20 protein-coding genes are annotated in these 25,648 nt (G+C 30.1%); 18 read left to right on the forward strand and 2 right to left on the reverse strand.

The window, feature by feature from the left end; all coding sequences use genetic code 11:
- The first annotated feature begins 982 nt into the window (after nt 1–982).
- From HMPREF9709_RS09405 to HMPREF9709_RS00145, 8 genes are all read left to right on the forward strand, one after another.
- Nucleotides 983–1,492, forward strand: a complete 510-nt coding sequence (locus HMPREF9709_RS09405; protein WP_005396784.1) for a hypothetical protein — start codon at nt 983–985, stop codon at nt 1,490–1,492.
- 30 nt (nt 1,493–1,522) lie between these two features.
- Nucleotides 1,523–1,891 carry a Fic family protein gene (locus HMPREF9709_RS10380; protein ID WP_425357310.1) on the forward strand — a complete coding sequence of 123 codons (369 nt, stop codon included), beginning with the start codon at nt 1,523–1,525 and terminating at the stop codon, nt 1,889–1,891.
- A 144-nt stretch (nt 1,892–2,035) separates the two neighbouring features.
- Entirely contained in the window at nt 2,036–2,920 is an 885-nt protein-coding gene (locus HMPREF9709_RS00120; RefSeq protein WP_005396786.1) for an undecaprenyl-diphosphate phosphatase, read from the forward strand.
- 22 nt (nt 2,921–2,942) lie between these two features.
- Entirely contained in the window at nt 2,943–3,974 is a 1,032-nt protein-coding gene (locus HMPREF9709_RS00125) for a hypothetical protein (RefSeq protein ID WP_005396794.1), read from the forward strand.
- Between the two features lie 12 nt (nt 3,975–3,986).
- Nucleotides 3,987–4,787, forward strand: coding sequence for a mechanosensitive ion channel family protein (locus tag HMPREF9709_RS00130; protein WP_005396795.1), 801 nt, complete (start codon nt 3,987–3,989; stop codon nt 4,785–4,787).
- Nucleotides 4,788–4,789: 2 nt separating this feature from the next.
- Nucleotides 4,790–5,011, forward strand: a complete 222-nt coding sequence (locus HMPREF9709_RS00135; protein ID WP_005396796.1) for a DUF951 domain-containing protein — start codon at nt 4,790–4,792, stop codon at nt 5,009–5,011.
- Nucleotides 5,012–5,234: 223 nt separating this feature from the next.
- On the forward strand, nt 5,235–5,696 hold the full coding sequence (locus tag HMPREF9709_RS00140; RefSeq protein ID WP_005396797.1) for a membrane lipoprotein lipid attachment site-containing protein: 462 nt from the start codon (nt 5,235–5,237) through the stop codon (nt 5,694–5,696).
- A gap of 78 nt (nt 5,697–5,774) precedes the next feature.
- Nucleotides 5,775–6,233 (forward strand): membrane lipoprotein lipid attachment site-containing protein, encoded by a 459-nt coding sequence (locus HMPREF9709_RS00145; protein WP_005396798.1) that lies wholly within the window; start codon nt 5,775–5,777, stop codon nt 6,231–6,233.
- Between the two features lie 821 nt (nt 6,234–7,054).
- Here HMPREF9709_RS00145 and HMPREF9709_RS00150 read toward each other — a convergent pair.
- Both HMPREF9709_RS00150 and HMPREF9709_RS00155 read right to left on the reverse strand, forming a co-directional pair.
- A complete protein-coding gene (locus HMPREF9709_RS00150; RefSeq protein ID WP_005396802.1) occupies nt 7,055–7,981 on the reverse strand; it encodes a 1-phosphofructokinase family hexose kinase in 927 nt (308 codons plus the stop codon).
- A gap of 9 nt (nt 7,982–7,990) precedes the next feature.
- Nucleotides 7,991–9,442, reverse strand: coding sequence for a nicotinate phosphoribosyltransferase (locus tag HMPREF9709_RS00155; RefSeq protein WP_005396803.1), 1,452 nt, complete (start codon nt 9,440–9,442; stop codon nt 7,991–7,993).
- A gap of 92 nt (nt 9,443–9,534) precedes the next feature.
- On the opposite strand from HMPREF9709_RS00155, the gene HMPREF9709_RS00160 reads away from it, so the two are divergent.
- The 10 genes from HMPREF9709_RS00160 to HMPREF9709_RS00205 all read left to right on the forward strand — a co-directional run bounded on the left by HMPREF9709_RS00160 (nt 9,535) and on the right by HMPREF9709_RS00205 (nt 25,633).
- Nucleotides 9,535–10,263, forward strand: coding sequence for a TrmH family RNA methyltransferase (locus tag HMPREF9709_RS00160; protein ID WP_005396804.1), 729 nt, complete (start codon nt 9,535–9,537; stop codon nt 10,261–10,263).
- Entirely contained in the window at nt 10,244–10,921 is a 678-nt protein-coding gene (locus HMPREF9709_RS00165) for an HAD family hydrolase (RefSeq protein WP_005396805.1), read from the forward strand. Before HMPREF9709_RS00160 ends, HMPREF9709_RS00165 begins: the two co-directional genes overlap by 20 nt.
- Nucleotides 10,921–11,901 carry a cation diffusion facilitator family transporter gene (locus HMPREF9709_RS00170; protein WP_005396806.1) on the forward strand — a complete coding sequence of 327 codons (981 nt, stop codon included), beginning with the start codon at nt 10,921–10,923 and terminating at the stop codon, nt 11,899–11,901. The genes HMPREF9709_RS00165 and HMPREF9709_RS00170 overlap by 1 nt, the downstream gene beginning before the upstream one ends.
- A gap of 20 nt (nt 11,902–11,921) precedes the next feature.
- The gene (locus HMPREF9709_RS00175; protein WP_005396807.1) at nt 11,922–12,956 is read left to right on the forward strand and encodes an L-threonylcarbamoyladenylate synthase; all 1,035 of its coding nucleotides are present in this window, start codon (nt 11,922–11,924) and stop codon (nt 12,954–12,956) included.
- A complete protein-coding gene (gene rpiB / locus HMPREF9709_RS00180; RefSeq protein WP_005396808.1) occupies nt 12,956–13,384 on the forward strand; it encodes a ribose 5-phosphate isomerase B in 429 nt (142 codons plus the stop codon). The genes HMPREF9709_RS00175 and rpiB overlap by 1 nt, the downstream gene beginning before the upstream one ends.
- A gap of 19 nt (nt 13,385–13,403) precedes the next feature.
- Nucleotides 13,404–14,033, forward strand: coding sequence for a uracil phosphoribosyltransferase (upp, locus tag HMPREF9709_RS00185; RefSeq protein ID WP_005396809.1), 630 nt, complete (start codon nt 13,404–13,406; stop codon nt 14,031–14,033).
- A 374-nt stretch (nt 14,034–14,407) separates the two neighbouring features.
- On the forward strand, nt 14,408–20,545 hold the full coding sequence (locus HMPREF9709_RS00190; protein WP_005396810.1) for a SpaA isopeptide-forming pilin-related protein: 6,138 nt from the start codon (nt 14,408–14,410) through the stop codon (nt 20,543–20,545).
- Between the two features lie 93 nt (nt 20,546–20,638).
- The gene (locus HMPREF9709_RS00195; protein WP_005396811.1) at nt 20,639–22,570 is read left to right on the forward strand and encodes an isopeptide-forming domain-containing fimbrial protein; all 1,932 of its coding nucleotides are present in this window, start codon (nt 20,639–20,641) and stop codon (nt 22,568–22,570) included.
- Between the two features lie 71 nt (nt 22,571–22,641).
- A complete protein-coding gene (locus HMPREF9709_RS00200) occupies nt 22,642–23,844 on the forward strand; it encodes an MSCRAMM family protein (RefSeq protein WP_005396812.1) in 1,203 nt (400 codons plus the stop codon).
- Nucleotides 23,845–24,070: 226 nt separating this feature from the next.
- On the forward strand, nt 24,071–25,633 hold the full coding sequence (locus HMPREF9709_RS00205) for an alpha-glucoside-specific PTS transporter subunit IIBC (protein ID WP_005396813.1): 1,563 nt from the start codon (nt 24,071–24,073) through the stop codon (nt 25,631–25,633).
- Nucleotides 25,634–25,648: the final 15 nt, after the last annotated feature.

Raw genomic sequence — 25,648 nt, forward strand, 5'->3', positions numbered from 1 at the left:
TTTCTGCTCCGGTTCGCGCTTCGCGCGAAATTCCTCGCGATGAAAGACTTTCAGAAAAATCGATAAGGGTGTGTGGGTTTGAGTTTGGTTTGCTCGGGCTTGTGCCCTCGAAAGGGGATGTGTCTGGATGACACTTTGAGTGGTATAAGAATTGGTGTGATTCGGGCTGGTGAGTTAGAATATTATAAAAAATTTTGATGGGACGATGATAAATGCGAAAGGCAAAAATATCATCGTATAAAAATGAGTGATCGGACGAGGATAATCGTAAAATACGAAAATATCCTCGTATAAAAAAGAGTAAATGGACGATGATAAATGCGAAAAACAAAAATATCATCGTATAGAATTGAGTGCGTGAACGATGATAATCGTGAGAATCGAAAAAATCCTCGTTCAAAAGCTAAAAAAACTACGAAGATAATTGCGAAAAACGAAAAAATCCTCGTTCAAAAGCTAAAAAAACTACGATGATAAATGCGAAAAAAAATCCTCGTCCGAAAGCAAAAATCCTACGAGGATAATTGTAAAAATGAAGAAAATCCTCGTTCAAACTCCAATAATTCTAATATCACCAGCAGGAAAGCAAAGAAAATTCTTGTAATTTCAAAATTTATTAGGAATTTCCAAAAAAATTTACAATTTTTCTAATAAAAGGTAAAACTTCAACCGCTTCCATTATTACTCATGCTATTTTCCACAAATAATATTCCCATAATCTCGCATTACTACAATTCGAAACACAATCTATTCCTTAAAAATAACTATTCATTCCTAAATCCATAAATTATTAAATAAAATTTTATTAATGGAATCAAAATTAATAATATATTTTGTATGGATGAAATTTAAATTATATTCAATATTGCAAATTCAAATCATATATTTTTAATCCTATTTTAAAAAATAGGTTATTTTTTAAAATAGATATATGATAAAATGGGTTAAATCTAAAATATGGTCAAGATGTGGAGGTTGGGTGATGATTAATAAACATTATTTATTGTCTAAGTTTAGATATGTTGCTAAAGACAAGGAAAGATTTAAAGGTTTAAGTCATGAAGAGATTATTGAATATGAGTACAAAAATAGGATAGAGTCATCTTCTGCCATTATAATTAATTTTAATATTCATCCTTTTTCAAAAACTAAACAAATTCGTCTATTGGATGAAAAATATCCTTTATTTTTTATGTTGTTACCTGAACATTTAGCTATGATTCAGGAAATTAATAATAAGTCAAAACAGATAGCGGAAAGGTTAGATTTATTACCTGCGGCTGCGAAGGAAAAAATTAGTTTTTCTCATTTAGTTACAGAGATAAAAAGTAGTAATGATATTGAAGGGGTTAAATCGACAAGGAAAGAGTTAGAGGACGCGATTAATGCTAGAAATACTAGTAAGGATTTAAGATTTAAAAGTACTATCAAACAATATTTGAGAACTTTGTATTCTGAAAAACCATATATTTATGATTTGAAGGAAATTTGAAAGTTATACGATAATATTGTATTAGAGGAAATTGAAAAAGAGAATTATCCTGATGGTAGATTATTTAGAAAAAATGAAGTTTCTATATCGAATTTATTATATGGAGAAAAGGTTCATGTAGGGGATAGTAATGAGGAAGAGATTACTGAAGATTTAACTAAGCTTTTATCTTATATGAATGAAGAGGATGAGTCTTATATTATTAAGGCGATTGTTTCTCATTATATTTTTGAGTATATTCATCCTTTTTATGATGGGAATGGAAGACTGGGGAGATATTTATTAAGTTCATACTTGGCATATAAGCTTGATCCATTTTCTGCATTGTCTATTTCTGAGGCGATAAAAAATAATAAGAATAAGTATGGTGATATTTTTTCTGAAGTTACCTATTTTTGATTAAGGATTTTGTGAAATAGATGCGAGAATAAAATTGACGATAAGCTGTTTTATAATTTTTGGTTTCAAGTTAATCTTCAATGTTGTACAATAAATAATAGTCTATAATATATTTATAGACAAATAATAATTAAGGAAGAAAATATGTTAGATATAATAAAAGTAATTATACTTAGTATAATTGAAGGAATTACAGAGTTTTTGCCGGTTTCATCAACTGGTCATATGATTTTAGCGAATGAATTTGTGAATTTGGAGCCAAAGGCTTTTTCTGATACATTTATGGTCATTATTCAATTAGGAGCTATATTGGCGGTAATTGCAATTTATTTTAATAGGTTAAGTCCTTTTGGAAAAGATAAATTGGATGGAGGGGCATATCCTCAAAAAGTAGAGCAAATGTCAGGGTGGACAAAGTTTGTCAATAAGCTTTATTATTGGTTTAATCACAATGAAACAGTAGAGTTGTGGAAAAAGGTAATTGTAGCAGTGATACCAGCAGCGGTGTTAGGTGTGCTATTTGACGATAAGATTGAAGGATTGCTATTTTTCCCAATCCCTGTGGCGATTGCGTTGATATTTTATGGTATCGTGATTATATTTTTAGAAGAAAGAAATAAGAGCAAGGCAAATTATAAATTTACTGATGTTATGCAATTGAGCTATAAGACAGCACTTCTAATCGGACTATTTCAAGTGCTTGCGATGTGGCCAGGGACATCTAGATCAGCCGCAACCATTATAGGTGGTATGATTTTAGGATTAAATAGGAAAACAGCGGCAGACTTTTCATTCTTCTTAGCCATTCCTACTATGCTTGGTGCAACTTTGTTGAAAGTTGTGAAGGCTGGGGCAATGACAGGTGCACAATGGGGGCTAATCGCTTTAGGATTTGTGTTGTCATTTATTGTGGCTTATGTCGTTATTAAGAAATTCTTGGCATACATTCAAAAGAATGATTTCAAGGTGTTTGGTTACTATAGAATAGTTTTAGGGATTTTAGTTTTACTTTATTTCTTAGTGTTCTAAAATAAATTTAGGTGGAGTTGACATGGATAGAAGAAGAACCATCAAAAGACGTAAAAGAAAGATAAATCTTAATGCTTTTAGGATTCTGTTGATCGCTATTTTGGCGCTTGTACTGTTTTTTGTTATTAAAATTTATCAATTTAATAATTTAGATTCTAAAGTGGAAACTTTCAATGTGGACTTCACTAAAGAAACAAATAATATTGGTGTGCTAAACAATAAATACTATAAGATTGATAATGGCGTGTTTAGTGCAAATACTGAGAATGGTGAACAGTTTAAAATAAATGTGTTGGATATCAATAAAGTGATTTATGATAAATATATTTATTTAGTGGAAAATTCTGGTCGTATCCGATTACTTAACCGAAATGATGGTAAAGAGTTAAAGAAGGTTAAGCTTGATAAAAGTATTGAGAGTATCGAGAAAAATGGTGATAATTTAATTGTTTATCATCCAGACAAAGTGAGCGTTTTAAGTGATAAGCTTGAAAAAGTGAATGAAGTTTCAGATTTGAGAAATCCAATAAAGTACGATTTTACAGATACGAAGGAAGCCATTCTTGAGATGGATTTGAGTGATGGTGTAGTGTCTTCCATTTTTACTGTAAAGAATAATGACAATACGCAGTTTTCCATTTCAAGTTCAAATGAAGTATTTCTTTTTACAAAAATTATTGATGATAATACTATTATGGTTTCAAATAGCTACATTTACTTAATTAATGGAAATAGTGTTGTAAAGAAAATATTATTAAAAGATATTTCGGCGATTGATTTTAATTATGAACAATTGGCTGTTGTAGACGATAAACAGCTAATAATATTTGATAAGAATTTGGAAGAGATTGATAAAAAGACAATAGGAGTGGATGCTGACAAGTTGTCCATTCGTAAAAACTCGATAGTAGCGATTGGAAATGAAAAATTGTTTGTATATGAAAATGGAAATGTTATTGATGCTGATATAGGCGGAGTTGTAAATTGGTTTGAGAATGATCAAGTCTTTTATACGATATTCCTTGATAAAATTGTTAAGGTAAATGCATATTAAAGGAGGAATGGCATGGATGAAATACAAGGTTTTATAAATGGTCAAAATTTACTATCGAAATTAATTAAGGTTCTTATCATACTTGTAGTCTTTGTTTTAATAAAGAGAATTATTCAAAATGTGTTTGATACAAGGATTGAATCAAAACTAGAAAATGGTAAAAATAATGAAAAGAAAAAGACAGTTTTTTCATTAGTCAAGAGTATAATAAATTTTGTTTTGTATTTTATCGCAATCACCTATATATTGAATGTGTTTAATATAAATACCTCTTCAATCATTGCGGTTGCTGGGGTTGGTGGTATGGCTATAGCATTCGCATCAAAATCACTAATCGAAGATGTGATTTCTGGTGCTATCATAATCATGGAAAATCAATTCAATATTGGAGATTTGGTTACAATTAAAGATACAACAGCGACCGTGAAAAATGTTGGCTTGAGAGTGACAAAACTTGAAGATATTGATGGCAGAGAGATAATCATTCCAAATGGAGAAATCAATAAAGTAATAAATTATTCTATTAATGACATGAGGGCTACGGTTACAGTATACATTTCAGACAATAAGCCTTACGAATATGTTGAAAAAGCCTTAGATAGAGCTTGCGAAACGGTCTATTCTCAAAATAACAACATTACAAAACCTGAAATTTGGGGCATCGAAGAACTTGACTGTATGGGATATCAAGTCTTAATTGCTGCAAAAGTTCCAAATGGTAAGCAATGGGAAATTCAACGTGAGATTAGAAGAGAAATAGTCAGAGAATTACAAAATGCAAACATTTCATTTGCGAGATTGTTAAAGGATTAATAATGCAATATATTTTAGGCGACATAGTAAAATTAAAAAAAGGTCACGCCTGTGGAGAAAACAAATGGAGAGTACTCCGTACTGGTGTGGACTTCAAATTAGAATGTCTAGGCTGCAATAGAATCATCTGGATGAAACGAATAGATTTCAATAAAAGCGTGAGAAAAATTCTAGATGAAAATGGAAAATATGTTTCTGTCGTAAATTTTGAGAGGGAATTGTAGAGATGGACGGTGCTTGTAATCTAGCACTGTTTTGAGTATGGTAATAAGTTACATCAATATCTGTTAAAAGGTTCGTCCATATGTGTTTTAAGGAAACTTACATTACATATGGATGGGTCTTTTTTTATTTAAAGGTTACAAATTGTAATAAAGATATTAAAGTTTTGAAATACGTTTACTTATATTATTTTTATTTGTTAAAATGAAGATATAGGAGGAGCATATGAAAAAAATCATATTACTAATTTGTATGTTAATTTTTGTAACTGGTTGTACATCTGGAAATAAAGGCGTTGGCACAAAGGAAACAGGAAAAACAATTGAAATATTAGAGACGAAATCAGAAACTCCGGATATTGAATTAGAAGTTAAAGTGAAAGACTTTGCACTATTTGACACAACATTCAAAAATAATTCAAATAATAACTATTTAACTGGTTGGGGATGGGATTTCTTCTATAGAAAGAACAATAAAGACGAATGGAAAAATATTACTCCTGATAAATATGAAGTGACCGATGAAGGTGTAAATATTACAAAAGATAAAGATTTGAAACAAGAAATTAATTTCTCAGAAACTTTTAATAAAAAGGAATTCGATGCAGGTGAATACAAGCTTGTAAAAACTATTATGAATGACAAAAATGAAGATAAACAAGTATATTTTACATTTTTAGTTAAATAACAACCTCTAGATATTTCTGAAATTCATTTTGAACCTATGTTCATGACATATCGGGTAAAAATAACATAGGAGGTAAAAATGAAGAAAATAATATTATTAATTTGTATGTTAATATTTGTAACTGGCTGCTCGTCGGGCGGCAAAGAAGACGGTACGAAAGAAACAGGAAAAACAATTGAAATATTAGAGACGAAATCAGAAACTCCGGACGTTGAACTAAAAGCAGAAAGCAAGGAATTTGCTTTAATCAATATTACTTATGCTAACAAATCAGAGAAAGATTATTACACTGGTAAAGGTTGGAAGTACTATTACAGAAAAGATGATAAGTCAGAATGGGAAGAACTAGTCCCTGAAAATTACAAAGTTACACAAGAAGGACTTGCTATCAAGGCAGGCAAAGATTTTAATCAAGAATTAAATCTTACAGAAATATTTAAAGGAAAAGAGTTAGAAAAAGGTGAATATAAAGCTGAAAACATAGTATCAGCCAAAGAAGAACAGAAGAAAGTAGAATTTACATTCAAAATACAATAATTGAAAAATGTAGACCATTGCAATTTTGCAATGGTCTTTTTATGTGACAATTTAGCGTTTTGAGAAATGCTTGGTATGTAGATTTGTTAATAGCTAATACTTTATACACCTTTTGTCATAATATGCGATTTATGTATATATTCAAAAAAAATTTATCCATAAATTTCAATTTTCCTATTGTATGTATAAAATTTTTGAAAAATTTATCCATAATCTGTTAATTTTGGGTGGTATGTGTATAATTTCAGAAGCACTGTTATACACATCTCGTGTAATTTAGAGGATATATGTATAAAATTCGGAAAAATTTATACATAAATTAAAAAAAGATGATTTAATGTATATGATAAATTTTATTTTATACATACATTCCCAATAAGTGCAATTTATGTATAAAAGTTTGAAAAGACAACACATTTCACTGTTTTTATCTAAACTGTGTTGTCTTTTATAAGAAAAATTCAACACATCTTGGGGCTTTTTATTAAGTTGTGTTGTCTCGACTGTTGTATTTTCAGCACATTTAATAATTCTATCCAAACCGTGTTGTCTTTTTGTATGAAGAACTCAACACACTTCGTCAATCTTAAAGGGATGTGTGGTCTCTAGCAATGCGTGTTCAACACATTCTGCCAATATCTGCAAAATGTGTTGTTCCCCATAAGTTCAAATCTGAAAAAGCCTGCCCCTCACCACAAAATTCCAAGTCAAACTTCCGTAATATAAAAATCCAAACCTCATCCTCCCAACAAATTCCGACAACACAAACTCAACACTCCAAAAAAAAGTAGAATGCTACTTTGTAGCATTCCACTATATCTCTATAATTCTATTTCTTCGACAACTGTTTTTTCGTGAACTTCTTTTGTTAGTTCTATGTCGGCTAGGTCTTCGACGAAGGCTGTTGCGGATCCTGCGGCTGCTGCCATTTTGTAGGATTCGATGATGTCTTGTTTTCTCATGTAGATGCTTAGGAATCCGGCGATCATTGCCGGTCTTGAGTTAAAGGAGTTTATTTCTTTGCCTTCAACACCGTATGAACGGTAAGCTTCGCCTTTATCTGTAAATAGGTATGAGCCTTCGGCACCCACTGAAACGATGACATTTTTTGCTCCGGCTTCGATACTTTTCTTACCGTATTTTATGATGTCTGATTCTGTGTTGATTTTTTCTAGTCCGAACATTTTTGCAAGGTCTTCTATATTTGGTTTGATTAGAAGTGGTCTGTATTTTGCAAGGTCTAATAATCTTTCTGCTGGGACGTCTATTACAAATTCTGCTTTGTTGGCGTTGCAGATTTCAGCTATTCTTGTGTAGATGTCGTCATCGATGTTGTTTGGGATTGAGCCTCCCATTACTACTACGTCGCCTTCTTGTATTCTTGAAAGGAAAAATAGTAAGGCTTCTAATTTTTCATTTGGAATGGATGGATTTACTCCCACAAGTGTAAATTGCTTGTCATCTGTTCTTAATCTTGTGTTGATTCTTGAGCTATCTTCTACTTCGATGAAGAAATGATCTTCTTTGTTTTCTTCAAACCAATGTTTAATGAAGCTTCCTGGATAACCACCGATGAAACCTGTAGCATAACTTGGAATGCCTAGATTGTGTAGCATTCTGGAAATGTTTACGCCCTTACCACCAGCATATCTATGGGTGGAGTTGGAGATAGTATAGCCTGCTTCTTCAAATTTATCTGATGTGTAAATTATATCCAAAGAAGGATTTAATGTAACTGTGTAAATCATTGTCGCTCCTTAATTATTATTTTTTGCTTGGTTAAGCAGATTGTGTTTTAAGTCCCAAAGTTCTTGAGATAAATCGACTTTATAAAGTTGAGGTTGATCTAATCTCTTGTATTCTTCCCAAAGGGATTCAATTTCTTCTTTACAATATTCTTTGATTTCATTTAGACTTGGTCTGTCATAAACTAATTTACCCTTTTCATAAATTGGTACAAGAAGAGGTTTTGTGTAGAAATTGTTTATTGTTTTTCTCTTCCATGTGTAAAGAGGGTGGAATATTGTTAATGGTTCATCTTCATTTATAGTTTCATGTGACAATGTGATTAAGTCGGCTTTTGCTTTGTTTGTTTCTTGATCGTAAATTCTATAAACTTGTTTTATACCTGGGGTAGTAATTTTTTCAATATTTTCTGAAATTTTTATTCTTGGGATTACTTCTCCATCTCTTTCTATGGCAACTAATTTGTAGACACCACCAAATACTGGGTTTGATTCTGCGGTGATTAATTTTTCTCCAACACCGAAGGAATCAATTTTACCGCCTTGGTCAATGATGTCTTTAATTTTGAATTCATCTAATGAGCTGGATGCAACGATTGGGCAGTCTTCATAGCCTGCTTCATCAAGCATTATTCTCGCTTTTTTAGATAAATATGCCAAGTCACCAGAGTCAAGTCTTACACCTTTAGGTCTTTTTCCTAATGGTTTTAATACTTCGTCAAAGCACTTGATTGCGTTAGGTAATCCATGTCTTAAAGTGTCATATGTATCAATTAATAACACTGTATTATCTGGATAAGTTTCTGCATAGACTTTGAAAGCTTCATATTCTGAATCAAATGATTGTACCCATGAGTGTGCCATGGTACCTAAAGCAGGTATACCATAAGCGTAGTCAGTTAAGGTATTTGCTGAACCTACAACTCCTGAGATGTATGCAGCTCTTGCGCCAAGATTTGCAGCATCTGGTCCATGCGCTCTTCTAGAACCAAATTCCATAATAGTTCTACCTTGTGAATATCTCACGATTCTATTCGCTTTTGTTGCAATCATTGTTTGGTGATTGATAATTAATAAAAGCATAGTTTCTAAAAGTAGAGCTTGTATGAATGGTCCTCTAACAGTTATAAGAGGTTCATTTGGAAATACTACAGAACCTTCCCTTATAGCTCTAACATCACATTCAAACTTAAAGTTTCTTAAATATTCTAAAAATTCTTCACAGAAAATATTTTTCTTTCTTAGAAATTCTATTTCTTCATCAGAAAAATGTAAATTTTCTATATATTCAATTGCAGTGTCTAAACCAGTAGCAATTGCAAATACAGCATCATCTGGAGCTTTTCTAAAATATAAGTCAAAATGCGCTATTGTATCTTGTTGTCCATTCTTAAAAAAGGCGTTAGCCATTGTTAATTCGTAGTAGTCCATCAATAGACTAAGATTTCTTTCTTTATTTATCATTTACTCCTCCGTTAACCTTTAAATAATTATATAATAAAATGTCGCAATTGACTAAATTTATTTATATAATATATATTATATGGGGAGATATTATGAGTAAATATAAAAAATATGCAAAAAATGAAAAATATTCTTACACATTGGGACCATTCCCAACATGGGAGCTTATAGACAACAATAGTGAAAATATTGTTGCGATTTTTATCGATGATAGATTCAATGATAAAGAAAAATTAATAAATGAATTAGAAAAGAAAAAAATCTATTATGAAATTGCTCCTTCAGCGATTAGAAGAATTGCTGAAAAAGATAATACTTATGTTGTGGGTGTCTTTAATAAAACAAATGAAGAGATTATTTCAGAAAATAATCATGTCGTACTTCACAATATTTCTGATATGGGAAATTTGGGGACGATAATTAGGTCAATGGCAGCTTTTAATGTTTTTGACTTAGCTTTGGTTGGAAATACTTGCGATATTTACAATCCAAAAGTTATAAGAGCGTCAATGGGATCATATTTTAAGATAAGAGTTTCATTTTTTGATACAATGGAAGAGTACATTGAAAAGCATAAGAATAATTTATATCTTTTTATGCTTTCAAATGATGAAAAAGACAGTATTTATAATACGAAAGTAGTTTCGCCATACAGTTTGGTTATGGGAAATGAGGGAGCTGGATTGCCTGATAGTTTTGAAAAATTTGGGCGAAAAGTATTCATTCCTCAGAGTAAAGAGGTGGATAGTTTAAATCTGCCTATAGCTACTTCAATAGGATTATATGAATTTAGGAGACAAGATGAAATTAATAGCATTTGATGTAGACGGCACAATTTTGGATACTTTAGATACAATAATGTATCATGTAAATGAGACCTTAAACGAAAATGGTTTTTATAAAGTTGAAGATAAACAATATATGAGAAAGATTTTAGGATATGGATCAGAATATCTAATTGAAAAATCCTTAGACTCTGAATACAATCAAGTTTATGATAAAAATATTACTAAGGATATATTAGATAAATACACTGATAGATACAATGCAGATCCAACATATTTGACAAAACCATATGAAAAAATAAAAGATTTATTAGAAGTTCTAAAAAGCGAAAATTATTTATTAGCAGCTTATTCCAATAAGCCGGATGTAGTTTTACAACCATTGATTGTTTCACTTTTTGGAGAAAATCTATTTGATATAGTTTTAGGTTTTCAGCCAAATTCACCATCAAAACCGGACCCAACAGTGCTTAATAAGATTATTGCAAAATTGGGCGTAGAAAAAGAAAATGCTATTTATATCGGAGATAGCGAAGTAGATGTAAAGACAGGGAAAAACACAGGATTAAAGACTATCGCGGTGACATGGGGATTTAGAGATAGAGATTTTCTAGAAGAAACAGAAGCTGACTATATCGTAGATAGAGTTGAAGAGTTAAAAGAAAAGATAGATTTAATTTTTGAAGGTGAATAATGCTAGATAAATTAATCGATAAATTTATTGATTCAAGAGATTTTAATAAAAAAACAAATAGAGATAAGCTCATTAGACTAACAGGTATAATGGGCTTATTTATAAATTTATTACTATTTAGTATGAAGATATTGATTGGTATATTTTCCAACTCTATATCGATCATAAGTGATTCGCTTAATAATTTATCGGATTGTTTAACTAGCGTTGTAACTATTTATGGCTCGAAATTATCAGAAAAGCCAGCAGATGACAATCATCCTTTCGGTCATGGAAGATCAGAATATATCGCAACTTTTGTTGTAGGTTTATTTATCACTTTAGTGGGTTTTCAACTTTTTAAGAGTTCAATAGAAGGTATTATAAGTCCTAAAGTCATAACAAGTTCATGGATTTCAACGATAATATTGATATTTTCGATTTTACTTAAGTTTTACATGTACTCTTACAATATAAAAACTGCGAAAATGGCAGACAGTGCATTAAATAAAGGGGTTGCGACCGATTCGATAAATGATGTCATGGCGACTTCATTTGTATTAATTTCTGTTTTGATATTTAGATATTTGAAAGTAAATATCGATGGTTATGTAGGTTTGATGATTTCAATACTTGTAATTAAATCGGGTATCGAGATATTTCTTGAAATGGGTAATGTACTAATTGGTAGACAAATTTCAGAAGATAAATTGAAGAAATTGGAAAAGATAGTTTTACAAGGTAAATATGTGAAAGGTGTGCACAATATACAGGTTCATGAATATGGAAAAGGTCAATTGAGCGGTTCTTGCCATGTCGAAGTGCCTGCAAATATTGATGTGTATTCTATGCATAAAATAATTAATGATATTGAGCAACAAGTACAGGAAGAGACGGACATTTATCTAAATATTCATATGGACCCTAGTTATTTACTAAATAAAGACCATTTTAAGAAAGTGGAAGACGAAAGTGCTTTTGATGAAATTGATTTAGAATAAGTTAAAAGATTTGAGGAATTATGAAAACAAAAATCTATAATTTTAAAAATATAATTGAATACAAAGATTTAGAAGAGGCTTCTTCAATCATAAAAAATGGCGGATTGGTAGCCATTCCGACTGAAACGGTATATGGTTTAGCGGCAGACGGACTAAATCCTGAGGCGCTAGAGAAAATATTTATTGCAAAAAATAGACCTATGGATAATCCCTTAATTTTGCATATATCGGATATTTTTCAAGTTTATGAGTTGACTAAAGATGTGAAGGAAACAGATATTGAGATTTTGAAAAAATTGTGGCCGGGTCCACTTACTGTGATACTAAATAGAAGTGATATAGTGCCGGATGAGGTAACTGCAGGGCTAGATACGGTTGCGATAAGGATGCCTGACAATAAAATTACTAGAAGTTTTATTAAAATCTGTGATACTCCATTAGCAGCTCCATCCGCAAATCTATCTACTAAGCCATCTCCAACAACAGCAGATGCGGTTTATGAAGATATGAATGGTAGAATTGATGCAATAATTGATGGTGGTCCATGTACAATTGGCATTGAATCAACAGTGCTTGATTTGACAGAGGAAGCTCCTAAAATATTAAGACCTGGATATTATACAAAAGAAATGCTTGAAAAATATTGGGAGATAGTTTATATTGATTTAGGTTTAAATGATAAAAATATAACACCAAAATCACCAGGACAAAAATATAAACATTATGCACCAAATGCTGAAGTTTTAGTATTAATCGGAGATGATGACTCATTTAGAAAAGAAGTAAATAAATTATTATTAGAAAATGAGAGTAAAAAAATTGGCTTGATGGTTTTCGATAACGATAAAAAGTTATATAATAATAAAGATGTGATCTATATGGGAGAAAAAGAAGATTTATCCTATATGGGCAAGATACTATTTGATTCATTGAGAAAAATGGATGAGAATGGTGTAGAATTAATAATAGTAAGAGGTGTTGAAGAGGATGGCTACGGATTAAGTATTATGAATAGACTTAAAAAGGCAGCTTCTCAAAACGTAAGGAGGATTTAATGAAATTAGGCATTGCTTCTGATCATGCTGGTTATGATATGAAAGAAATGTTAATAGAATACTTAATAAGTCAAGGGCATGAAGTTATTGACTTTGGTCCATCAAATACAGATTCAGTGGATTATCCAGATTATGCTAAAAAGCTTACAAAAAGCGTAGTTGAAGGCGAATCAGAATTAGGAATAGGTATTTGTGGTACAGGTATTGGTATGAGTATTGCTTGCAACAAGCAAAAGGGTATTAGGGCAGCACTTTGCTCCGATTCTTTGAGTGCATCTTTGACAAGACAACATAACAATGCAAACATATTAAACTTAGGTGCAAGAATAATAGGTGATGAATTAGCTAAAGACATTGTCGATAAATTCTTAAATGCTGAATTTGAAGCAGGTAGACACCAAAAAAGAATTGATAAATTAGAAAAATAATTAAAAAAGGAGTGAAAATATGAGTAAAGTAACTGTTTTAGAACACCCACTAATTAAACATAAATTAAGCATTATAAGAGATAAAAACACTGGAACAAATGAATTTAGAAGAGTTGTTACAGAAATTTCTCAATTGATGTGTTACGAAGTTTGTAGAGATTTACAATTGGAAGAATTTGAATTAGAAACTCCTTTAGAAAAAACAACTGGTTATAGATTAACAGGTAAAAAATTAGGATTAGTACCTATTTTAAGAGCTGGCTTAGGAATGGTTGACGGTATGTTAAGTTTGCTTCCATCCGCAAAAGTTGGTCATATTGGTATGTATAGAGATCATGATACATTAAAACCAGTACCATATTATTCAAAATTACCAGAAGATGTGGATGATAGAGATATCTTTGTATTAGATCCAATGTTAGCAACAGGCGGATCAGCAGATGATGCTATACAAGAATTAAAGAAACAAGGTTGTAAATCAATTAGATTAATCTGTATCGTAGCAGCACCAGAGGGTATACAATACATTCAAGATAGACATCCTGATGTAGATATCTATGTTGCAGCTAAAGATAGAGAATTAAGTGATACAGCATACATTTTACCAGGACTTGGTGATGCTGGGGATAGATTATTCGGCACAAAATAAGAAAGATAAAACAGACAAAATTATTGAGATTAAATACACTAAAAAAATATAAAAAAAGCTTTATTAATAGTTCATCAATATCTGTTATGAGAAATCTAACAGTAATTGATGAACTTTTTTATCATGAAATGATAGTAATAATATCAAATTGAACATTTCTATTACATTTTGTAAACAAATATATCCTCTAAATTTACAAAAAAAAATTTTAACTGAGTATATAAAAATATTAATAAATAAAAAAATATATTGACAAAAATAATATAAAGATATAATATATGATAGATTATAAAAGTATTATTATATGTATTAAGTTGTGTAAGTTTATATAGCTTTTTATAATTTAAATTCTATATTTTTGAAAAGGAGGTTAAATGCAAAAAATAAAAAAGAAAATATTTATTTTTCTTTCTATTTTGATTTTGGTAAGTAGTATGCCGATGAAATCATTTGCGGAAGGTTTTGAAAAGATTAAAGAAAGCAATTTCGAAAATGAAGCTGAAGTAATTAAGAAAAAAACGATTGAAGATGTAAATGAATCGACTGGTGAAAAAACTACTATAGAAGTGAACAAAAATCAAGAAAATTCAAAAAACATTAAAAATCAATTAAATTTTGATTCTAAAATTGATTTAAGGTTAGAGTATAAAAATATTGTTGAAAATCTTGAAATTACAAGTAATCAAGAGATTAACACGAAAATTTTAGAAAAAACATATGAAGATTATAAGTATATTACGAGAAGTAATTATAAATCTAAGGATGATATAATCAATGAATCTCCAATAAAATTATCATTAAATAAATCTAAAGATAATCTATACGTTGATGAAAATAAAATCTTTGTAAATGCAAATCTAGACTTAAATAAAGTTGCTGATGAAGAGATAGATAGTTATACCTTGGTGTTACAAAAATCAATAAAATTAAATGGAAAAGTTTATAGAAACGATGATTTATCTAAGATAAAATTCATATTAAGTTCTTTAGATGCTTTAGAGTCTAAAATTAACGAAAATTCGTTAGATGAGAGTAAGCTTAATGAACAAAAATTGAAGTTTGCTAAATTGATAGAAGATTTAAGAAAAATTAAACCGATTTATAACCTTTTAGACTATGGATTAAAAATTGATGAAAACTATGTAGAAGAACAAAAAAAATATATAGAAAAACATAAAAGCAATCCTGAAAAATTTCCTTTAAAATATAATGAAAACTATTATGCTATAAAACTAGTAAAAGATAAAAATTTTTTTGGGAAAATACCATCAGATATAAAATTTGCTTTTAGTTTTAATGATAATCAAATATTTCATGGCGATTTATTGGCATTGGAATTTACTGCGGATTTAAAAAGTAAATTGAATATAAAAAAAGATATCAATTTTATATCGTTACTAGGTTCTGATCTATTGACAGATCCAATAGGAAAAATTCAAAAAAGAATTAATGATGAAAAAATAGAGTTAGAAAAGGTAAAAAAATTAATAGATTTTGAGACACATCAAGATAGTTTAAAAAAATCAACTTTTAACATTGATTATGATAACAATGTAAATAAAACTGATAATATAAAATCTCTTAGTTTTGAAAATAAAGAGGTAGAAAGTCAAATTTTATCAGGTGGTTTATTAAAAGATGATATTAGTATAAAATCATCTTCAGTTAAGTATATGGATAATATACAATTAAATACAGAAAAAGCTCAAGATATAAACTATAAAGATATTGAAAATAGTGTAAATATATTTGCTTCAAGTATTACTCCTAGAAGCTTCTATTACTTAAATAATAATGTATTACCAGTGCGAACGATAGCTTCTGATACTACGAAGTTGACGGTTAATAAAAAAGATGAAAACGGTTCACCTTTGAAGAATGCTAAATTTAAGCTAAGTGGTACGAAATTAGATGGTACACAATACAGTGTAGAAAAAATAAGTGAAGATACAGGAGTAGCAAGTTTTGATGGTTTACAACCAGGAAACTATATCCTTGAAGAAGTTTTACCACCTGAAAACTACAAAAAGATAAGCACTCAATGGTCAGTATATGTAAGTCCAAATGGGGCAATATTTGTAAATGAAAAAAGAGACAATGTCATAATAGTGCCTTCAGAAGGTCAGGATGTAAGCAAAAAAATTTCTGGTAATATATCTATTAATTCACCAGATTCTATAACAATAGGAGATGGTAAAACAATAAGTGTAACAGCAAACTTAAATGTAAATGGCGTAAAAGAAAATGATTATTTTGATGTAAAGTTTTCACCTAATATCCATTATAATATGTTGCAGTACGATAAACCAAATCAACCAACAATTGTGGATAGTAGTGGTAAAGTGATAGCTAGACCAAAACTAATAAAAACATCTTTGGGAGGAGAAAAGATAATCAGATACACTTTTACTGGTTATGTAAATGATATTGTTGGAGATTTAGATTTTGATATACAATTTGGTGGGTATAGTATAGACTACTATAACGCACGAAATGCAGGAAATCAAAATATTACGGTTAACATAGGTTCTATAACCGGAAGCAAAAATGTAAATGTTTTATTCGATAGACCGAGTACGGTAAATAACAATCCAAGTAATCCTATAAATATTGACACTTCATTTTATTATACAAATGATCAAAATGGTAAATATACACAATTGGTTTATGTAAATCCGTTAAAAAATAATATTAACATTTCAACAAATTTGGAAATTACTCCATATATTAACCATCAAGGCGTTGACAAAAGCATAGATAATATTGTTGCAAATATTGATCCTATAAATACGACGATAAAAATATATAAGCTAAAAGATGTTAATGCTAAATTTGATCAAGCGGTAATTTTCGATGAGACTAAATTGATTGATGTAACAACTCAATTTAATGGAAAAATAAATATTATAAATGGAAAGGCAACTATTAGTTTTTCAAAGCCTATAAACTCAGAGTCTTATTTAGTAAAAATAGATAGTAACATGAAGTATCCTACTGGGGTAATACAAGGGACTTTTCTCGCTCAAACGGCAGTGTTAAGAAGTAGCAATGCTTATGTTTCTAAAATATTAGCAATTGCTGTTAATAGTGGGGGTACTTATGGAAGTGGAACAAGCTATATTAGACGAAAGGCTTCATTAGACGTAACAAACTTAAAAGAAAAATCTAGTTTTGAAATTGAAAAGGTTGATAGTAAAAATAACGCAGTTAAATTAGAAAATGCAAAATTTAGTCTTACTAAATTAGCAGATAATGGAAGTAAAACAGAAATTATAAGAGAAAAATCAACAGGTTCAGATGGAAAACTTAAATTTGATAATTTAGAAAATGGTAGTTATCTTCTAGAAGAAACAAAAGCTCCAGATGGCTATAGAGAAACATTTACTCCAATAAAAATTTTGATTAGCGGAGGAAAAGTATATAAATATAAACAAAAGAAGGAATCACAATCTACAATCCCTGATGCATTAAAAACAGATAAATCATATAATGGTTTAGCAGGTATAACGGGTAAAATTGTTAGCGTTGATGAAAAAAATAATACTTTTATATATAGGTTATATGCGAATGATTGGACAGAAAGCAATAATCCAGTTTATTTTTATTACAATTATCAAAATCCAAAAGTGAATATTAAAACAAGTTCCAATGTAACAATTGAATCTGTAACTATGAGTAAAGTTCATGTTCAATATGCGATTTATGATAGTTATCTGCCTAAAGTGAATATTGAAAATTTTAACAGTGGATTATTTTATGATTTTCAACCGAATGCAAATATTAATTTTGAAAGCAATACAGCACAGATAGGATTTGGTAATGTAGTCAATAATGGATATCTTTATCAACTTTTAGAGGATGGGTCAGTAGCGGTAATTGATGTTAAAGGAAAATATACTGATCAATCAAAAATAGATGTAGAAGCTAGTTTTTCATATAATTCTAAAGATTATGTTTTACAAAAAGCTACTATAAATAATTCTTATATGGAAGCAAAGGAGGATAATCGTCAAGAGTTGCAAGAAATTACTCAAGACAAGCCTTTAACTATTACCAATGATAAAGAATTATTAGTATTTGAGAAAGTAGATTCAGAAAATAATGATATAAAATTAAATGGAGTAAAATTTGAGCTTAGAAAAAAATCGGGTGAGATTATTAAAGAATATTACTCTAATATAGATGGTAAAGTATCAATTGACACTTCAGAATTGCGGTCTGGGGATTACGAACTACATGAAATAAAGGCGTTAGAAGGATATAAACTCCCTGATAATTCTGAAGTAGGTAAATTTACTATAGATAACTCAGGGAAGATAATAAATATATCTCCGCAAGATAAAGTTATTACTAACATACCATTAGGAGAAAACAAGGTTACTGTTAAAAAGAAGGATGAAAAAGATATTGCGATGTCCAATGTCCAGTTTAAGTTAGTGGATTCGAGAGGTCATACTGTAGCTATTAAAACCACAAATTCAATAGGTGAAGTTGAATTTGATAAATTACCTTTTGGGGAATATTCTCTAGTAGAGTTAAAATCAAAAGAAGGATATATACTTGATAGTAAACCTAAAAAGATTTTGATAGGAAAAGACTTTGAAATACCTAATGTTGTAGGTAACGATGTTTCAGATAGAGTTTCGTCGACAAATAGTGAGTTTATAGTAGATGGAAAAAGGCAAACTTTAATAAAACCTCTTAATGCTGAGCAAATTATAGTAAGAAATACTTTCCAATTTGGACCAGGCATAAAACCAGGAGATTATTTTATTGTCGATTACTCTGAAAATGTAGATGTGGGTGGTTTATCACCAAATCAATATGTGGATTTAAATATTGTTGGTACAGCAGGTTTACTTGCTAAAGGAAAATGGATACAAGGCACGCATTCTATTAAATATACTTTTACAGAATATATATCTAACTATAGAGTTAATGAAGCTAAGTTGACAACATATATATATATTGATTTTGATACTGTTAAATCTTCAGGAAATCAATGGATAACACAAAAAATTGGCTCTAAAATTATAATGTCTAAACAATTAATGGTTGATTATAGCAATTTAGCTCTTTATGACAATGTTTCAGGATTAGGTTCAACTATAACGGAATATGATGGTTCAAAATCTTACTATAAACATGTTGTGTATCTAAATCCATATGGAAGTAGAATGTATTACGGTGATAGAACTGTATTATCGTATATATTTGATACAAATGGAGATAAAAATAGTTCTGCTATAGTAAATAATACTACAAAGATGGATTTATATTTAGTTAATAATCTATCTGATTTTGCTGAAAGTTATTCATTTGATACAAATGGAAAATATAAGCTAAGAGAAGGTGTAGACTATATAAGACAAAATTATAACGGAACAGTTGAAATCAACTTTATAAATTATAAACCTATAGATGGATATAAAATAGCATTAGTAGTTGATGGTAAGATGGATATGGATAGTGATAAACCACTAAATCCATCTGTAAAACTATATAATGCATGGATAGAGTATGATGTATACGGAAATCAAGTTGAGTATAATCATTGGCATATAGCAACAGCCTCTGTTACGAAACAGGCAAATATCAGTGAAACAGAAGGATATTTAGATATCACCTTAACTAATTATCCTAATGTAATTGAATTTACTAAAAAAGATATTAGTGATGATAAAAGAAAAGATTTTAGTGGAGTAAACTTTGAATTAAGATATTCATCTAATAAAGATGGAATTTATGAAAAAGTTAAAAATAGTGAAAAAACAACCACTAAAGATGGTAAAATATTTTATAGTAAATTGAAAACTGGATTTTATCAATTATTTGAAACAAAAACATGGCAAGGATATAAATTGCCAATTGAAGCTGTTGCGAAATTTGAAGTAAATATAGACGGTGAAATAATTAATATTACACCAGAAAACAAAATAATAGAAAATTCAAAATCTGAAACAGGAATTGAGTTTGTAAAAATCGATGGAAAAACTAGAAATGATGTAAATCCGAATTATTTAGAGGCGGAATTTACTTTATACAAATGGGATGATGCATCACAAAACGATGATAAGTTTATAGAATATAAAAAGAAAGATTCTAGTACGGGTAAACAAACAAATGAAAATTATACTGTTAAATCTGACAAATTAAATGGAATATTTAAATTTGACGGATTAGAAGATGGAAAATATGCAGTAAAAGAAACAAAAGCTCCTGTAAGTTCGGATGGTGTATCATATATTAACCCTAGTGGATACATTACGGAGTTTACAATTAAAGATTCCACAATTGTAGATATTGTATATAAAAATTCTACATTTGGAGAAGTCAAAAAAGTATCTGTGGATACTGGAGAAAAACAAATTAACTATGTTTACAACTATAAAGGTGAATATCCATCCACTGGTGGATTTGGAAGTAAAAAATACCATCAATTTGGGGGAGCTATGATGGTTATATCACTGTTATATATTTACTTAAAAAGAAAAAAGATGAATATAAACTAGCTAGATAAACAAACTAGTTTGTTTATATATGTCTAATATATTATTTAGAAAACTTAAACTTAAATCATATAATAAAAATAAAAAGGGGAAAAAATGAATAAAATTAATAAAACAAAAAGGATCTTATTGCTATTATTAGCATTTGTAATGTCGTTTGCAGTTATCGCACCAGTAACAAAAGCTGCATCACCAACGGAACGAAAGACAAATAAGGTAGTACTTCATAAGCTATTAATGTCAGAATCTGAATTATCCGATTGGGATCCAGAATCAATCACAGAAGAAAAGTATGATGGTACACAAACAATACAAGAATTAGCAAATAACACAGGAAAAGATCTAAAAGAAATCGCAGGCGTTTACTTTGCATTCCAAACAGAAGCAGGTAAATGGATAGATGCTGAAGGTAAAGAAGTAGACTCAGTAGATAAAGCTTTAGGTGGTTTAACTACAGCTACAGGATTAACATTAGATACTTCAAAATTACCAGAAGGTAAATATCAAATAGTAGAAGTTACAGAAAAATCAACATATGTTGGTGAAAACGGTGAAACATTAACAGGTCAAAAAGCAGTACCAGTTATGATTACTTTACCTATGTATAATAGCGATGGTTTAGTAGAAGTAGCTCAAGTATATCCAAAAAATACTGAACAAAAACCACAAGTTGACAAAGACTTTAAAGGTTTAGCAAATGCAGAAAACCCTGATGCTACAGTATCAGAAACAAGAAATTATACAATTGGTGAATCAGTTCCTTACGAAATCCAAACAATTATTCCTAAAGATGCAAAATATGCAACAGCAAGATGGTCAGACCAAATGACAGAAGGTCTAACATTTAATAATGATGTGAAAGTTACATTAAACGGAAAAGATTTAACTGTAAAAACAGACTATACTGTTACAAAATCTGGAAATGGATTTAAATTAGAATTAACAGCTGAAGGACTTAAGAAAGTTAATGGTCAAGAAACAGCTCAAACAATTCAAATTAACTACACTGCAACATTAAATTCAGCAACAATGGTAGAAGTCCCAGAATCAAACGACGTTATATTTAACTATGGTAACAACCCAGATCACGGAAATGCACCTATTCCTACAAAACCATCAAATGGTGAAATCACTGCTACAAAAACTTGGGCAGAAGGTGAAGCACCAGAAGGTGTAAAAGTAGAATTTGTATTATATAATGCACAAACTGGTAAAGAAGTTGCAAGATATACTTTACAAGATGGTGAAACATCACATAAATTTACTGGATTAGACAATGATACAGAATATAAAGTAGTAGAAACATTTAATGGATATTCAGCAGAATATTCTACAGAAGGTAATGGACAAATTGGGGTTAAAAACTGGAAAGATAATAACCCTAAACCAGTAAATCCAGAAGAACCAAAAGTTGAAACATTTGGTAAGAAATTTGTAAAAGCAAATGATTCAAATGAAAGATTACAAGGTGCACAATTCGTTGTACAAAATAAAGAAGACAATAAATTCTTAGCACCAAAGACATCAGAACAAACAACTCAAGAACAACAAGCATTAGCAACTGCAAAAACTAATTTAGACGAAGCTATAAAAGGTACAGATTTAGCAGTAATTGCAAACGCACAAGAAGAATACAATAAAGCATTCATCGCAGCAAAAACTTCATACGTTTGGGTTGATACTAAAGAAGAAGCTCTAATCATTACATCAAATGCACAAGGACAATTTGAAGTAACAGGACTAAAAGAAGGTGAATACCAACTAGTAGAAATCAAAGCTCCAGAAGGATATGCTAAATTACAAGGACCAGTAGCATTCTCAATTGCAAAAGGTTCATACGCACAAGGCGATATGGCATATGTAGACGGTTCAGGTAAAACTGATGCTCAAAAAGTAATCAATAAGAAAGTTACAATTCCACAAACTGGTGGCGTTGGTACATTAGTATTTACAATAATTGGTCTTGTAGTAATGACAGGAGCAGGCGTTGTATTAGTAAAGAACAATAAAAAAGATGAAATAGCATAATTGTAAAAACCTAATTAGTCAGATAAGCCTGAGTTACACAGGCTTTATGACTGTATTAGAAAGGGGCCGGTATGAAAAATAGAATAATATTAGCTTATGTTCTGGCTCTTGCTTTCTTTGTAAGTATATTTGGTGTAAAAGAGGTAGAAGCAACATCTGCTAATACTATAGAAATAAAATTATCAAATTTGACTGATGAACAAAAAGAAGAACTATCAGGCGCTAAATCAACAGTATTTACTTACTGGGATATAAGTAAAGACTATGAATATCATAAAGATTTTGAAAAAAGAGATGAGATTTCAAGAAAACTTTATGAGATGACTGATGAAGAACTTGGTAAAAAATATAACTCAAATAAAATTGAAACTACTTTTGATAAAGATAGTATCAAGCTTAAAGGAATTGAAGAAGGATTTTACTACTTTAGAAATATTGTTGAAGAAAAAAATACCAGATACATTTTTTCATTTATTGTAAAAATTCCACTTGATTCAGCTACAAATATCATTCTTATAGATAAAGTGAAAACTGAACCTTTAGAAAATGGTAGGGTGAAATTAATAAAGACAGATCAAAATACAAATCTACTAGAAAATGTAGGATTTGAACTCTATAACATTCAAAATGAAAGAGTACCATTAATTGGAACATATATTTACAACGAAAAAGGTGACAAAAACCAAATTTTATATACCGATAAAAATGGTGAAATAAATATCTCAAATCTTCCTTATGGAAAATATTATTTCAAAGAAGTAAAAGCGTTAGATGGCTATAAATTACTTAAAGAAAAAATAGAATTTGAGATAGTAGATAATAATCTAATAGAACTAAAAGTTGAAAATATAAAAGACGAAAAGGGTGGATTAAAGTTTTTAAAGATTGCAAATGATAAAAACAAAACACCTTTAGAAGGTGCAGAATTTAAGCTTACAAGAAAAGTAGATGGGAAAGATGAAGCTGTAAAAATAGATGGTAAAGAAGTTTATCTAAAATCAGATAAAGAAGGAAAATTTGAGATAAATGGATTAGACTATGGGAAATATCAATTATGGGAAGTAAAAGCTCCTAAAGGATATAAAAAACTAAGTAAAGCCATTGATTTTACAGTTAATGAAACAAGTCAAGAAAAAGTATTGATAATAAAAAATGATAAAGAACCAAAAATAAATGTGCCAAAGACGGGTGATTTGATGATACCATTACTATTGATATCATCAGTTGCATTATTTGGTGTAGGCTATAAGCTTGCAAAGAGCAAAGAAAAATAAAATAAACTTTAACATTAGATGCTGATTGAGTTCGGCATCTTTTTTTATGTATATTTACCTACGATATCACGCTAGACACATCATAAAGAACTGGAGTGTGAAAATTCACACTATTATACAATATAAAACTGGTTATTAGTGAATAATCCCTAAATTACCACGTTTATTGAAAGTCTTATTTATCGGTGATACTATAAAAATATCAAATAACAAGGAGGAAAAAATAATGATGAAGAAAATTCAAAAATTTGGTGGAGCTATGTTTACACCAGTTTTGTTGTTTTCTTTTGCTGGTATCATAATAGGTCTGGGGATTCTGTTTACTTCAGAAGTTATTATGGGATCTATTGCTAAAGAGGGAAGTTTATGGAGAAACTTTTGGGAATTGATATTGTCCGGTGGTTGGACGGTGTTTAATCAATTGCCACTGTTGTTTGTTGTGGGTCTTCCTATTGGATTAGCTAAAAAGCAAAATGCTAGGGCTGCTATGGAGGCATTGGTAGTATATTTAACTTTTAATTATTTCTTAAATTTCATTTTGTCTACATGGGGACCAAGCTTTGGTATTGATTTTAGTAAGGAAGTTGGCGGAGCGAGTGGTTTAGCAAATATTGCAAGTATAAAGACATTGGACATGGGGATGATTGGTGCGCTGATGATTTCTGGGATAACAGTGTATTTACATAATAAATTGTATGATACAGAATTGCCAGAATGGTTAGGTACTTTTTCAGGATCAACTTTTGTTTATATGATTTCATTTTTTGTAATGATTCCAGTGGCATTTTTATCAGCACTATTGTGGCCACAATTTCAAAAGGCAATATTATCATTCCAAACATTTATAAAAGGTGCGGGCGCAGTAGGAGTTTGGGTGTTCGTGTTCTTAGAAAGAATCTTAATTCCGTTCGGACTACATCATTTATTATATGCACCAATATTTTATGATAGCGTATTGGTTCCGGGAGGGATTTACGCGGAATGGTCAAGAAGATTGCCAGAGATTGCGAATAGTACAGCATCATTGAAATCATTAATGCCTGAAGCTGGATTTACATCTACAGGTTTCTCAAAGATTTTTGGGGCACCAGGGATTGCACTTGCGATGTATAAGACAGCAAGGGAAGATCAAAAAACAAAGATTAAGGCATTGCTGATACCAGTTACACTTACTGCGATTGTTGCAGGGGTAACTGAACCATTAGAATTTACATTCTTATTTATTGCACCAATGCTATTTGTTGTGCATGCTCTGTTGGCGGCAACATTATCAACTGTAATAAATCTATTTGGAATTACAGGGGTGTATTCTGGTGGATTAATTGAAATGGCATCATTTAATTTTATTCCATTATTTAGAAATCACTGGCAACAGTTCTTACTATTACTAGTTATTGGTTTAGTATTTACATTTGTTTGGTATTTCGTGTTCAAGACAATGATAGAAAAGATGGACTTGAAAACTCCTGGTAGGGGTATAGAGGCTAAATTAATTTCTAAGAAGGAATACAGAGAGGCGAAGGAAAAGGGCGGAAATGTTAGTGAAATGGATGTTTACGCTATGAATATAATCGATGGATTAGGTGGAAAAGACAATATCGATGAAATTTCTAATTGTATGACACGTCTTAGAGTAAATGTTAAGGATAGCTCAATCGTAAAAGATGATGATTACTTCAAGGCGATCGGATCACATGGTGCGATTGTAAGTGGTAATAATGTACAGGTAATTATTGGTATGAAAGTACCAAAAGTTAGAGAAAAAGTAGAAGAAAAAGTTAATAAATAATAAGGAGGAGTAAAG

Source organism: Helcococcus kunzii ATCC 51366, from assembly GCF_000245755.1.
GTDB lineage: Bacteria > Bacillota > Clostridia > Tissierellales > Peptoniphilaceae > Helcococcus > Helcococcus kunzii.

Excerpts from the sequence above, each read along its gene's own strand:
- HMPREF9709_RS00175 (WP_005396807.1), top strand. The coding sequence starts at position 11,922 with ATGAAAACAAAAATCTATAATTTTAAAAATATAATTGAATACAAAGAT.
- HMPREF9709_RS00130 (WP_005396795.1), top strand. The coding sequence starts at position 3,987 with ATGGATGAAATACAAGGTTTTATAAATGGTCAAAATTTACTATCGAAA.
- HMPREF9709_RS09405 (WP_005396784.1), top strand. The coding sequence starts at position 983 with ATGATTAATAAACATTATTTATTGTCTAAGTTTAGATATGTTGCTAAA.
- HMPREF9709_RS00160 (WP_005396804.1), top strand. The coding sequence starts at position 9,535 with ATGAGTAAATATAAAAAATATGCAAAAAATGAAAAATATTCTTACACA.
- HMPREF9709_RS00165 (WP_005396805.1), top strand. The coding sequence starts at position 10,244 with ATGAAATTAATAGCATTTGATGTAGACGGCACAATTTTGGATACTTTA.
- HMPREF9709_RS00170 (WP_005396806.1), top strand. The coding sequence starts at position 10,921 with ATGCTAGATAAATTAATCGATAAATTTATTGATTCAAGAGATTTTAAT.
- HMPREF9709_RS00205 (WP_005396813.1), top strand. The coding sequence starts at position 24,071 with ATGATGAAGAAAATTCAAAAATTTGGTGGAGCTATGTTTACACCAGTT.
- HMPREF9709_RS00145 (WP_005396798.1), top strand. The coding sequence starts at position 5,775 with ATGAAGAAAATAATATTATTAATTTGTATGTTAATATTTGTAACTGGC.
- HMPREF9709_RS00195 (WP_005396811.1), top strand. The coding sequence starts at position 20,639 with ATGAATAAAATTAATAAAACAAAAAGGATCTTATTGCTATTATTAGCA.
- upp (WP_005396809.1), top strand. The coding sequence starts at position 13,404 with ATGAGTAAAGTAACTGTTTTAGAACACCCACTAATTAAACATAAATTA.
- HMPREF9709_RS00125 (WP_005396794.1), top strand. The coding sequence starts at position 2,943 with ATGGATAGAAGAAGAACCATCAAAAGACGTAAAAGAAAGATAAATCTT.
- HMPREF9709_RS00150 (WP_005396802.1), bottom strand. The coding sequence starts at position 7,981 with ATGATTTACACAGTTACATTAAATCCTTCTTTGGATATAATTTACACA.
- HMPREF9709_RS00140 (WP_005396797.1), top strand. The coding sequence starts at position 5,235 with ATGAAAAAAATCATATTACTAATTTGTATGTTAATTTTTGTAACTGGT.
- HMPREF9709_RS00200 (WP_005396812.1), top strand. The coding sequence starts at position 22,642 with ATGAAAAATAGAATAATATTAGCTTATGTTCTGGCTCTTGCTTTCTTT.
- rpiB (WP_005396808.1), top strand. The coding sequence starts at position 12,956 with ATGAAATTAGGCATTGCTTCTGATCATGCTGGTTATGATATGAAAGAA.
- HMPREF9709_RS00190 (WP_005396810.1), top strand. The coding sequence starts at position 14,408 with ATGCAAAAAATAAAAAAGAAAATATTTATTTTTCTTTCTATTTTGATT.
- HMPREF9709_RS00120 (WP_005396786.1), top strand. The coding sequence starts at position 2,036 with ATGTTAGATATAATAAAAGTAATTATACTTAGTATAATTGAAGGAATT.
- HMPREF9709_RS00155 (WP_005396803.1), bottom strand. The coding sequence starts at position 9,442 with ATGATAAATAAAGAAAGAAATCTTAGTCTATTGATGGACTACTACGAA.
- HMPREF9709_RS00135 (WP_005396796.1), top strand. The coding sequence starts at position 4,790 with ATGCAATATATTTTAGGCGACATAGTAAAATTAAAAAAAGGTCACGCC.